Genomic DNA, 12,646 nt, shown 5'->3' with positions numbered 1-12,646 from the left:
ACGAGGCTGGCTCCAGCATCCATATCGTTTCGAACAATGCTCGCCTCCCGGCGCGGTCGGGTTGGGGGAGCTTTGTTCGAATTCTAAGACTCCACCAACATCCATTCTTCGAAGTCCATCATTCGGTGAGCTTCTACCATCAACTATCGAAATCGCCTTATCGTCGTGACGCAAGAGCACCAGACGGACTTCCCAGCCGGTCGCGGTGACTGGAAAAATGGACACGGAGCGCCGAAGTACGTACTCGCCACGACGTGCCTACGGAAACTGCCTCCTCTCAGTCCGCTAAACTTTTCAGCAGTGCATCCCGGCCATCTTGGTAAAACTCGATGTCGAGCTTTGTCGCCATCTCATCAGACAAATCAAAAAGCTGGCGACGGCATGAAACGGGCAAGAGCAGCGACTTGGCCCCTTTTTCTACTGCCAACTCGGCGAGGGTCACTGCGTTATGAACTGGCTCGATGGTGCCACCCAACGTGACCTCACCGACCACCACCAATCCTCCCCGGACCGACTTCTTGAGCAGCGCGCTGGACAACGCGATGAGTGCCGCGATGCCGGTCTTTGCGCCGGATTTAGCCGAGTCAAATCCTCGTAGTTGCACTGAGAACTCGTGTGAGCGCGGGTCACGGTCTCCTACAAGTTGAAGCGCCCGCGCATAGAGATTCTGCTCAGCGCAGCGAATCGACTCCTTGAACGGCGCTGGAACAGGGTTGTTCAGCACCCGCACGCCGCTCCCCGGCCCCTCGGTCGCTTCCAAGCGAAACAGTCCAGGATGTTCGTCTTGCCCTCCCGGGCTTAGCGTCCAAATCTGTCCGCACTCGAGGGGTTCATCGCCAATGCCACCCTGGCTCTGAAGCTCGGGCGTCGACACGAACTTTTCGACGCCTTCTGCGCCAAGTGTGTAGCTGAAGTGAGTATTGCGGAACTCGGCTGCACCAATGCGCTTCTGCTGCTCCTTCACGCGACGTCGCACCTCCAAAGCAAGCCGCACCGCCCACTCAAGGTCTTCTTCGCCGACCTGCGCTTGCGCATCTGGATAGATGAGCTTAAGCAGCCCACTCACCGTCTTGTTCACGCCGTTGATGTCCCGTCCGCTCAGTGCACCGCCCCAGTAGACGCGTCCCTGCATGGCCGCCACGCGGCTTTGGCCACGCAGTTGGGTGAAGCACTCGGACAGGAAGTCACTCACAAGGCCGAAGTGCTCGGTGAAGAGCCCGGGGTTCAGCTTGGGCACTTCCCAGCCCGGAAGGAAGCAATGGATGCGGTCCATGAACGCGGTGTCGTCACGCATCTCGGGCGGCAGCGGGCCGAACAGATGACCAACGCGCTGCTGATGCTCCACGTCAACATCGAAGTTGCCCACGAGAACGATGGAGCCGTCAGCGCGGATGCTCTCCTTACCGCGTGAGAACTCTCCGCTCTCCATGTAGCCCTTCATGATGTTGACGCCATCCTTCTGGTCGAAAGAGACGCCCGACACCTCGTCGAAACACACCACGTCGTACTGGCACACGAGGCCACGTTGACCGCTCGAGTTGTTGACGAACATTCGCGCAACCGTGGCCTTGCCGCCCGAAATAAGGTGGGCATACGGCGAGACCTGCTGAAACAGATGCGACTTGCCGGTGCCGCGAGGGCCGAGCTCGACCATGTTGTAGTTGCGCTCGACGAACGGCACCATCCGCAGCAGCAACGCATCCTTGGCCCGCTCGGACAGCGTTCCCGGCTCGAAGCCCACGCTGCGCAGCAGAAGGTCCCGCCACTCGGCGGTCGAGAAGCTCGCTCGTCCTTTGGCCAGAACGTCCAATACCTCGCGTTTGGAAAGCTGGATAGCTCTCAAGGCTTCGACCCCGAAAGGTCGCCCACCCTTCTCCTGAGCAATCGAAGCGTCGTAGCCCAGCGTCACCTCGGCGTAGAAGCCGCCCGTCAGCATCCGCTCGTTGTCCTTGACCATTTCCGGGGTCAGCCGCACATCGTTCAAGCGCAAGCTAGGCAAGGTCGCCACATACGAATCCGTCTTGGAGTCGAGCCGCACCGTGATGATGTCGATGATTTTCACGGAGCCCGACTCGCGGGCCCTGGCTTTGAACAGCTCTTCCTCGCCGGCTTTGACCGTGCGAGAACCCAGCTGCCGCTGCACGATGTCCAGACCCTCCTGGATTTCTAATTCGTCCGTGGTGGCACAGTAGCGGCCAAGCAGGAATTCCACGACGTAGGTCGGCACGGGGAACTGGCGGCTGAAGGTGCGCACCAAGTCCTTGCGCACAACATAGCCTTCAAATGCGTGCGTGGCCTTGCGGTCCAGGTCGTCGAGTTGCATGTCTAGTTTTCTCCCACCGCGGTCGCCCGCTTCTGCAGAACCTCACCGTCGGCGCTGAGCACCACCACCACGGCCGCTGCGCCCATGTGGTCATCGTCTGCCACCGCCAGACTGGCCTTGCCGCCGTCGAGAGCCTTGGTGCTAGACGCGAGCGAGCTGGAAGCCAATGCAGCCTTGGTCCGAATGTCCACACGCTGGCCCGGTGCAGTTCCTTCCACGACGACAGAACAGCGAAGCCCCTTCCACGCCACAGACCGAATCGTGACCAATGCAGCCTCGCTGCTGGCTCCGGCGACCTGAAGTTGCAGCATTGGTACCAGGCACTCCTGAAGGCTGATGCCACCGTGGGCGTACTCGGTGCCGGCGCTGAAGCACGCAACCCCCGGTGCATACGCCACCTGCACATCCTTGCACCAGTCCCAGCCAAACGTCAGCGGGGTGCCGTGCGCGCTGTCCTTCAGCACTGCGCAGCGACCCCAGCGGGTTCCGGCTTGGTGCTTCGGCAGCTCGGTTTTCGGCAACCCACCTGGCATTAGCAGCCAGCCGTGGTCGGTGACGATGCGAACGCTGTTCCAGCCGGCCTCTATCAGTTCTTCGACACGCTCGACCACTTGGTCCAGCTGGGTGACAAGGTCACGGGCCAGGCGCACGCCGTGCTCGTGGCCATAGTGGTCCAGGTCGCCGGCTTCGGTCCAGGCCTTGCCGAGCGGGTCACCCTTGTCATGCTTGTCCAAGGGCTGCACACCATGCTCGGCCAGCAGCTTTCGGAAGCTGTAGCCGGAGATTGGCTCGAAGTCGACACCGTCCGCCGAGCCCACGACGTGGTTGGACACCGGTGAGCACCAGGGCTTTCCTGAGGCCGTCACCGACGGCAGGCTTGTCCAGTGCGCCGACACGTCGACCTTGCCAAGGGCCGCAAGTCGCTGACTCAGCCGCACCGCCACGTCGTACCGCAGGCCGTCGACGAAGACTGTGCAGGCACCAGCAACAGGCCCGTCGGCCAGCTTGGCGAGCGGGGGCAGGCCTCCTACAGCCTTAGCGGCCTCCTGCAGGCGACGTGCGGCCTCCTCCAACCACGGCAGGTAGACCGCTCGCAAAGTTGCCTTAACTGCGTCCGAATCCGCCTTGGCATGAACGGAGCCCATCGCGTTAAGCGCCGCCTCATCCACCTCCCAGCCACTGTGTTGGTAGCTGCTGGCCAGTTCGGCAGGTGACTGGCCGGTCGGTGCAAGGGCGCTGCGCTCGGCCACCTTAGCCAGATGCGCCAAGGCCGTCACCAAAGGTGAGCACCCCATCCGGGCCCATAGCCATCCACGGCGCATGCCGTGCTCATGCTCGGCCGCCAACACGGCCGTGCGGGCTTGGGGTGCGTCCATGCCGGCGCAAGCTGACAAGGCGTAGCGCAGCGCAGCTTCGCTTTGCTCGTTGACCTGCGGATAGCCCGCCAACTGGCTTTGGTCGGGGAATAAACCCAACTGGGGCAGCTGCACCTTAGCAAGCAGCCCGAAGACGTTGGGAAAGCTGCTGAACGAATCCTGATAGAGCTGAGAGACCGCAGACCACTTGCCTTCTGCCTTGGCAAGCCGTTCGGCCGCCACCAGCGCGCCGTCGGCGATGGGGTCGAAGCCGAAGTCGGCCTTGCAGCGTTTGGCAAAAACGTCCCACAGCACGTCACCCCACAGGCGGCGGGTCGCTTCGGCGTCGTTCAACCACAGCAGCAGGTCACGCGTCGGGTTGGGCGCCATCAAACCCAGCAACCACTCGGCGTTGATGGCCCTGTCTTTGAGTTCGTCCACGCCGTGTGACAGCAGCACACCGGCTTGCAGTGCCTGACCCAGAGCCTCCTGGGTTGCCTTGTCCTGTGCCACGTCCAGACCCAGGCCACCGTTCTTGGAGGCCAGGAAGGCGCCAGGAGTCCAGTCTTTGGCGTTGGACTGGCTCCAAAACACGCCGCGGTACTGCAACTCAGCCAGCGGCTGAAGGGCGCGCGGACAGCTTTCGATGGCGCGCAACTCGGCGCGACTGACGCCTGGCAGGTAGACCACCGGCACGCCCTCGAGTTTGACCTCGGGCAACAGCCCGGCGATGGCACATTTGAGCCAGATGGCCGGGCCGCTGCGCTGTGCCGGCGCGTATGCGCCGAGCATGTACAGGTTAGGCAACAGCTTGCTCAGCGCTGGCATTGCGGCAAGCCAATGGCCCTCCTTGTCGGGCCACAGAATTGCCGCGGCAGGTGTTGCGGCGTGAGAGTTGCCCTTGGCTGCGGACCGCACCACCGTCGCAAGCGCGCTACCCACTGAATCAGTCGATGGCGAACCTTGAGGCGCCGCGCTCATTTCAAGTCCCAGGAATTGGAGAGAACGTCCAACAGGTCCCGTTGACGTTGCTCGACAACTGCCGGGGTCCAACTCGGCGTATTGAGCACCTGAGTGGTCAGTACATATGACGAGACGCCCTGTTTTCCGCCGAAGTAGGCCTTCTTCTTGCGCTCGAAATCATGGTTCTGCGCTTGCGAATTGCGTCGCTGGGTCAGGGGGACCAGGTTGGCCAAGCGATGCAGCCAAAGTAACTGGTCAGTGACGTTTGGCCACTGCGTTGCCCACGCCGACCCCGTCGCTACCGTCTGAGGCAAGACATGCTCGATGGTGAGCACCGCAGGGTTGTACGTGGCTGCGCCGTCCGAAAGAAATGAGTCCAAACGCAGGATGAGATAGTTCCTGCGCCGAGCTGCCATCAGGTAGACCTCACTCTGGAGGTGTTGCAAAAACGTCTGCTTCTCCATGTCGCTCAGCTCAACTGCCGTCACCGGCTGGGCCATGGAGTGGGGCTTCTCGAGTGCATGCAACACCCTAGCGTATCGCTCGATGCGACCGTTTACATCGTGCCCACACACATGCATGAACGCCGCGAGCCGCTCAAGGCGTTTGATGAACCAGCAAACATACGCTGCGTCCGAGTCGTGTTCGGCCAAGAACCGCATGGCGCTTGGCAGCCAATCCGAGTTGTCGATGCGGTTCAGCCAATGAAGCAGTGTGTTCACCTCGGCTGCATTGGCTGTCGAGACAAACTGTGCATGCTTGGCTACCAAATAAGCCTGCGCGTAAGGCTCGATGACCTTCGTCACCAATTCTTCGGCGGATGGCACTTTTTCAATCACGCGTTCGCGGAACTCTTCGAGCAAGGCACGACGAGCCTTGTCTTTCGCGTAAATCATGCGGATATGGCCAAACACCTCGGCGAAGCCATCGCGGCCGGTCTCGACCTCCAGCTCCTCCCAGGTGTCGTTGTACTCGTCGCGTAGGGCCGGCTTCACCTTGCCGATGACGTCGGACTTGATGATGTCAGTAGGCAGCAAGTCCAGCCCACGGCTGTTGAGCACCGAGAACACACGGAAGGCAGACTGCTGACTGGGCGTCGACACAGCTACCAAAAAACAGCGCTGCACCAGGAAGCCGCCGAACTGCGTGGCCGCCTGGGCGTCCGTGCCAAACGCCGCCTCCAGCCGCTGCAGGAAAAGCCTTGCATTGGCTTGGATATTCCGTTGGGACTCGTTGTCCAGTTGCGCCGGGTCCAGGCCCAGCAGCTCGTCCAGTGCAACATCCTGCACGTAACGTTTGAAGAACGCCCGGTCCCGCTCGCGAAGCGTCAAGCGGGGCTTTTGCGCAAGGCCTTCCAGCACATTGCCGGGCTCGCACAGGTAGCGGTGAAACGAATCGCGAATCTGACCCGTGGCCCGATTCGTCAAAGCTGCCAGCAGAACCGTCAACGTGGTCAACCGCTGCTGGCCGTCAATGACCTCGGATTGCGGCTTGCCCTCGTCCTTGATGAGCACAACGCTTCCCAGAAAATAGGTGTCCTCCTTGTCCTCCTTCAAGTAGAAGTCGTAGAGGTCAGAAAAAAGCTCGCCCGCCTGTACGGGTGTCCAAGCATAGGGACGCTGATAGCTCGGAATGACGTAGTCGAAATCCGAACTGAAGATTTTGGCTAGCGGGAACTCCGCTCCGCTGATTTTCTTGGTCATGGTTATCCTTGTTCTGCCTGGCTGCCGTGCCGTCAGAAGTGGTATTTTTCACTGCGCTGCTTGAAGGCTTGCTCCGAGCCCTCCATGATGTCCAGCACGGCCTCGGCAACACCCTTTCGGTCCAAGCCACCTTGGGCGCGGAGCTTGCCTCGACCGTCGCGTGCTTCAAGGGCATAAATCTGCTCAGCGTCCGCGTTGACGGGCAGGTTGGCGTTGTGTGTGGCAACTATCAACTGCCGCTTGCTTTTCGTAGCCCGGAGGTCACGGACCAGGGTTCGATAGATGAAGCTCGAGTCCAACTCGTCCTCAGGCTGGTCAATCACGATGGGGCCTTCACCTCGGGCCAGCATCAGGTTCAACAGAACCGTGTTTCGCTGTCCTTCTGACAGCGCACCGCTCATGGAGCCGGCAACAGTACGGTCCTCGCGCAAGAGTTCGACGTCAATGCCATCGCTCACTCTGGAGATGCGAACGTCCTCCCACAGGGCACGAACGTTTTCGCTGTCGAGATGCACGAACAGCGGTTGATGAAGAGCTTCCAGCTGCGGTATTTCCAGCAACATCGTGTTCGCTCTCGCGACCTCAAGCGTCTCCCATACCGACGCATCAGCACGCTTTGCCCAGGTTTGAAAGAGCTCTTCGCCGATGTCGTCCCAGCGGCGGGCCAACTTTCCTCGCTTGTCGGCCGGAGCCAACCTCCCCCATCCAGCCCTGAACGAGGATTCGTCAGACATGAACGAGGTGCTCAGGCGCACGGTCCGTGAAGCCACGGCCTCCTCGATGGCCTGTGCCGTTGCACGCCGTGCATCGAACTGGGCTCGCCACACACCATGCAGTTCTTCGAGCACCTGGGGAAACTTGTCGGCCTCGCTCTGCACGTCAGCCAGTCGCTTCTGCCGCTCCTCGACCAGCTTCAACTTTTCCTGGCGCTTCTCCTCCAAGTCTTGCATCCGCGCGACGTCATCTTCTTGAATGCCGCTCGCCACGCAAGCACCGCGGAAACGCTCCTGCACCGCAGCTATAGCCTCTTCGGCTTCCCGCGTGGCATCGTCCCCAACGCACGCGGCCATCACCTGCCGATACTCATCAACCGCCTTGCCGATGGCGGAGGCCAACTCGGCGCGCCCCTGCTCCATGCGCGTGACGGTGCTCTTGAACCAGTCGGCCTTGGGCCACCGCTCCGCATTGGCTGCCAATGCCTCCAGTGGCGTACCCAGGCTCTTCAACACGGCGTCCACCGATTCCAGCATCGGCGCGTCTGCAGACTTCATGCGCCCGAGATGGCGCCGAGCCTCCAGCGCCAGTTGGTTCAGCTGCGAGTCCTCTTGAACAGCATCTCGCGCCTTCAGCTGACGCTCCAGTTCAACCGCCTCTTGCTGCGCCTCGGCAACCTCGGCCCGCAGCCTGGCGGCGTCGCGCGTGCTTTGAAAAAGCGACTTGAGACGGGCCTTGAGTTCGCGCTCGGACGCCTTGAGCTCCAGCAACGGTGCCCCGCCTGCGGTGTCAATCAGGGACAGAACTTGCGCCTGCCCCTGCGCACCGTTGGTCATGCGACTGAGTTCTCCCTGGCTGAAGAACTGCAGTTGAAGTTGCCTCAGAACAGTGTTCAGGTCTGCAACCTCGCGCCCGTCCAACCATCGTTGCTGCCCTGCCGGCTTTCCAGGCGCATAAACCAAGGTGTCCGAGACCCCATTGCCCACTTCGAAGCTGACCCGCAACTCTGACCCGGCAGTGAGCGAATCCTTCAGCTGCTTTCGTTTGCGCTGGAGCGACAGGTCATCCTCTTCACCTTTGGCCGCAGGCTCATCGAGGCTAACGGCGAATCGCACGTACTCCAACAAGGAGGACTTGCCACTGCCTCGACCACCGATGACGCAGTTGAGGCCCTCTGAGAAACAGACCTCTTGGTCCTCCAGGAACTTCGCACCCTGCACCGCAATCTTGGTGATGCGGGGATGAACCAGCGCGTCGCTCGGCCGTCCGCCCATCAATTGAATGCGAGACAGCGGGTCCAGAAACGCCTGCCGAAGCGACTCGATGGAAGGCTTCGACATCTTGAGCCAGCTGTGCCTGTAGCCCAACGAATTGGCGATGGGCTGCCCCTGCGCATCCTTGCTGAGCGACTTGGCGTCCGAGGACATCACATAAGCGGGGTGGCATTCTTGCCGAGACCAAGCGCGATTGCGCCCTTTAACGATTTCAAGCACTCGCGGAGATGGTGGGTTGGCGGTCACCTCCAGCGCCATGAGCTTTTTGTTCTTGTAGTCCTCAATGTGCCGAGCGTCGTTCAAAAGGCCATCGTTCTGGTCTGAGTGTGCAGCAATGACGATGCCCTTGTGCTCGTCCTGCACCAGCTCAACCAGTTCCTTCAGGCTCACGGTCACGTTGTTCCGCCTGAGCGGCATGAGCCGTCCCTGTCGAACGCGTTCGTTTTCATCCAGGCCTAATTTGCACAACAACCGGTTCACCCGCCAGACATGGCTGGCTTTCTTGGCCGGCTCGAACAAACACAGTACGTGGTAGCCAATGTCCACCTCGAACCCTGGAAGGATGTGCAACGGCGGTCGACCCAACTCTCGAGCCACGGACTTGTTCTGCTCAACCAAGTGTGTCAGGAACCAGTCGCGCGGGTCGGTCTTCTGCGAAAAGTTGTGGTCCGTGACGCCCATCACTTCCAGGCCGACTTCGTGGCACCGATGCAGGTAGGCCCGAGCCACCTCCTGCAAGCGACGTTCGTCAGGCTTGGCTGGGCCGACGTTTCCCTGAGCGTCCGGGTCGGGCGTAACCATGGGCCGGCGCGGCTCCGGCAGCCTCGTGTCGGCATCGCCCCAGTGCGCGGCGTCCTCGGGCGTCTGCACCTGGAAGTCGCACTTGAACCATCGCATACCTTCGTAGTCAGCCAGGGTGCGCCTCACGTGCTGCCTTCTTCTGCGCCAGCGTTAAATGATGGTCATTGATACGCTCACCACCAAACACCTTGAACCAAGGCGCACTCTCGACATCCTTGCCGCGGTCCTTATCCCAGGTGATGTTGAGCTTGGGCTTCTTGTTGTGGCGCAGCACTTCGGCGTTCATGAAGGGGCGGATGTTCAGGCGCACGCCATCGTTTAACTCGGGGTTCCAGCCGATTGGCTGTTCGGCCAGCGAACTCCAGCGCACGAAGATGTCATGGGGTGGCTCGCCTTCGAGGATGAGTTCCAGACGGCGCTTCAGGGCCTGGGCTGCGGCCAGGCGCTGCTGCGCGTCGTCGATACCGTCACGCACGCCAGCTTCCTGCAGGCTTATCCAGTCGCCCAGGTAGGTGTGAATGAGGCGCTCCAGCTTTTTGCGGTCGAGCTGGTGGTAGTTCACCAGCGCGGCAAAGCCGCCCTTCAGACCGTCCCACACATGCCAGATGAAGGGGCGGTGATGAAAGCGCTTGGCATGCTGCTCGAAAAACTTCTCGCGCAGCCATACGTCCAGTCCCTTGCCGGCGCAGTCGGCATCACCCAGCAGCTTGTCGAGCACGGCAGGCTTCCAACTGCCGGGCTGCACGGTCTCCCATGCGTCGATGAGCAAGTTAAGCAGGCGCTTATGGGCGGGGTCCTCTTGCCGCACCGAGGGCAAGCAAACGATGCCGTCGTCGTCGGTGTGCTGGGTCAGCTTGTCGCAGCGGGCAAGCCAGGTGCGGGCCTCGTCAGCCAGCTCCATCGCCGTGTCGGTCTCGGCGGGCCAGCGGTAGCCCACCAAGCGGGCGACGGCGACTTGCAGCGGGTCGGCAGCGGGCTGTGGGTGGCCGTGGAACAGCCACTGTGTTGGGTCGTCGGAATACGGCTTGGGCAGCCCGTTGGGGTACCGCTCAGCTGCGACTTGCTGCCAACGGGCAAGGTCGAAGGGGACCTTTAGCAAAGTCTGATTCGTAATCTTTAACGTTGTGTCTAGGCTCTTTACATGCTCCGCGAATTCGTCGCTGGCCAGGAAGCACCAAATCGCCCCTAACGCAGTCTCGCTCTTTGGAACGACGACGGCCACATTGTTGTCAAAACGCTCTCCCTGGTAGAGGGCAACACGGAGACCACGCATGCGATTGATGGCGACTCCATACTTGCTCCACGCACGATTTCCGCTTTCGTGCATGTCGTGCAAGCGGTCCCGCGACGCAGTTGCATAAGAGGCGAGTTGCCCTCGACCAGATTCCCAGAGAATTGCGTGATGCACGCCCTCAAGCGCTGTGTTGCTTACATCGACGGTTGTTCGAAACGCCGCCCATCCATTGGCGGCGAGCTCCTCATGCTCCCAGAAAGTGGTGACGAATCTCTCCAGGTCGCCGGTAACCAGGCCCTGATAGCTTTCGCCGTGGCGCGCCAAGAGCTCGGAGTGGTTCTGAAGCACCTGCAAGCTGACTCGGGCATCCGGATTAGCCAGTTGACCTTTAAGACTGACTGATGCCACCGTGCCGCTGCGAAGCGTGGCAGCCTTTTCCTGCGCCCCTCTCGGGGAGCTTGCATCAATGCCGCGAAGCTGAAACCCCTCGGCAGCGGGAGCATTAGTCTGAGTAAGCAGAACTGCCTGGACAACCTCACCGCTGATAGTCTCAAACGCTCCAGGGCCGAGACGTGCCAACAGGTTCCATTGCACGGTTTGCAGTAATGATTCACGCTGCTTCTTGTAGCCTGTGAGGAACAGCCAGTTCTGAGGCATCACGATTTGCACGACGCCAGCCCCCTGCTCTCTGCTCAGTTCCAAACAGCGTTCGAGGAACACGTTGGCCAAATCGTTCTTTGCCAGCGGATAGTGCGCCTCGCAGTAACTCATCAGCGTAGCGTGTTGCCTGCCGCGGGCCAGATACGGCACGTTGGTCACCACCAAGTGGTAACGCTCATCCAGCAGCCGAGCGGCATCCAGCAAACCCTTGGCGGTGAACGCCAAGTCCCAGCTATCGTCATGCAGCTCGCTGGCCTGCCCCCACAGCGTGGCCGGGCGCTCGGTGGCCAGCGCGCGACCCAGTAGCTCGCGCAGGGTGTCGAAGCTGGAGGTGACCAGGTCGTTCTTCAGACTGCGCGCCGAGTCCAGCAGGCTGCCGAGCAAGGGAGCCTGTGCGAAGCTGGCGTGCAGAAGGCGTAGCTCCTGCCGCAGATAGGCGGCATTGGCGGCGTCATCCGGCACCAGGGCCACCCAGTCCTCGGGCTTGGCGGCGACCTTCAGGCCGCAACAGGCGACCCGCGGCGCGGGCATGTCGCCGCGCACGCCCAACGGGTCACCGTTCTCGTCGGGGAAACGCCAGGCCGCCAGGGCCAGCGCGAAGACCGCAATCTCCACGCAGCGGGCGTCCAGTTCCAGGCCGTGCAGGTTGTCGGCCAGCACGGTATCCACCGCGGCCATCGCACTTAGGCCTTCCGCCGCCATGCGCATGGGCACCAGCAGCAGGAATGCCGCCACCAGGAAGTGGCCCGAACCACAGCAGGGGTCCAGTAGCTTGAACTCGTCCAGCCTGTCCGGCCAGCCTTCGAACTTGCCGGCTGCCGGATTGCCGTCGTCCAGCGTGCGCAGGTAGGTCAAAGACACGGGGCAGGTCTTGCCGGGGTGGCGAGTCACCCACCAGGCGCCCAACGAGTTGTGAAGCAGGAAGTCCACCATGTAGGGCTCGGTGAAGAGCTGGGTGACGGCGGGCAGCTCGTCGGCGCCAATCTTCACCTCCGAGGCGTTGACCTCGTCCTTGCGCTTGGCCTGCCAGAACTGGTAAACCCAGCCCAGACTGTCACTGGCCTTGAACACCTCGGGCGACAGCGCGGCCAACAGGCGCTCCAGCTCGCGCTGGTGCTCGGGCGCAAAGCCCAACTCAAACACCGGGCTTTGCGGCTTGAACACCTGCGGCAACATGCGGGCGGCCAGCTTGCCAGCCAGTTCCCATTTTGTCTTGGCGCCGAGGTTCATTGCCGGTTCGGCTTCCTGCACCAGCGCCTCGCAGTCGTCCAGCGACACTGCCGCGCCCGGCTCCCACAGCAGCAGGCCGTTCTCGGCAAGGAAGCGGGCGAACAGCATGCGGTGCCAGTGCTCGTAGGCCACTTCCCAGACCAGGTGCCGCAGGCATTGCGTGTCGTCGGTCGCCTTGGCATCGCCAAGGGCGCGGCCATGAGCGCGTAGTCGGCGACGCATAGCCTTAAGCTCCGCATTCAGGTAGTCAGGGGCCTTGGCTTCGGCCACGGCCAACTGGCTGAGGGCGGCGCGGGCGCCTTTCTCCGCCACGTCGCGGGCGGCCTTGACGGCGTTCTCCAGTTGGCTGCGTAGAAGCTTGGCCAGCGGCTGATTGCTTGCATTCATTC

5 protein-coding genes are annotated in these 12,646 nt (G+C 61.7%); all 5 read right to left on the bottom strand.

Annotated features, from left to right (window positions below; all coding sequences use genetic code 11):
* Nucleotides 1–277 precede the first annotated feature (277 nt).
* The 5 genes from brxL to ACSFA3_RS08540 are packed head-to-tail and all read right to left on the bottom strand — an operon-like array spanning nucleotide 278 to nucleotide 12,644.
* The gene (brxL, locus tag ACSFA3_RS08560; protein ID WP_435505022.1) at nucleotides 278–2,323 is read right to left on the bottom strand and encodes a protease Lon-related BREX system protein BrxL; all 2,046 of its coding nucleotides are present in this window, start codon (nucleotides 2,321–2,323) and stop codon (nucleotides 278–280) included.
* Nucleotides 2,324–2,325: 2 nt separating this feature from the next.
* Nucleotides 2,326–4,659 (bottom strand): BREX-1 system phosphatase PglZ type B, encoded by a 2,334-nt coding sequence (gene pglZ, locus ACSFA3_RS08555; RefSeq protein ID WP_435505021.1) that lies wholly within the window; start codon nucleotides 4,657–4,659, stop codon nucleotides 2,326–2,328.
* Nucleotides 4,656–6,344 carry a DUF262 domain-containing protein gene (locus ACSFA3_RS08550; protein ID WP_435505020.1) on the bottom strand — a complete coding sequence of 563 codons (1,689 nt, stop codon included), beginning with the start codon at nucleotides 6,342–6,344 and terminating at the stop codon, nucleotides 4,656–4,658. The genes pglZ and ACSFA3_RS08550 overlap by 4 nt, the downstream gene beginning before the upstream one ends.
* A gap of 32 nt (nucleotides 6,345–6,376) precedes the next feature.
* Nucleotides 6,377–9,259 carry a TrlF family AAA-like ATPase gene (locus ACSFA3_RS08545; protein WP_435505019.1) on the bottom strand — a complete coding sequence of 961 codons (2,883 nt, stop codon included), beginning with the start codon at nucleotides 9,257–9,259 and terminating at the stop codon, nucleotides 6,377–6,379.
* Nucleotides 9,240–12,644 (bottom strand): Eco57I restriction-modification methylase domain-containing protein, encoded by a 3,405-nt coding sequence (locus ACSFA3_RS08540; RefSeq protein WP_435505018.1) that lies wholly within the window; start codon nucleotides 12,642–12,644, stop codon nucleotides 9,240–9,242. The genes ACSFA3_RS08545 and ACSFA3_RS08540 overlap by 20 nt, the downstream gene beginning before the upstream one ends.
* Nucleotides 12,645–12,646 lie beyond the last annotated feature (2 nt).

It is taken from the genome of Variovorax glucosi, from assembly GCF_051216695.1.
Lineage (GTDB): Bacteria > Pseudomonadota > Gammaproteobacteria > Burkholderiales > Burkholderiaceae_C > Variovorax.
Note: the sequence above shows the minus strand (reverse complement) of the source record. Positions and strands in the feature narration are given on the sequence as shown.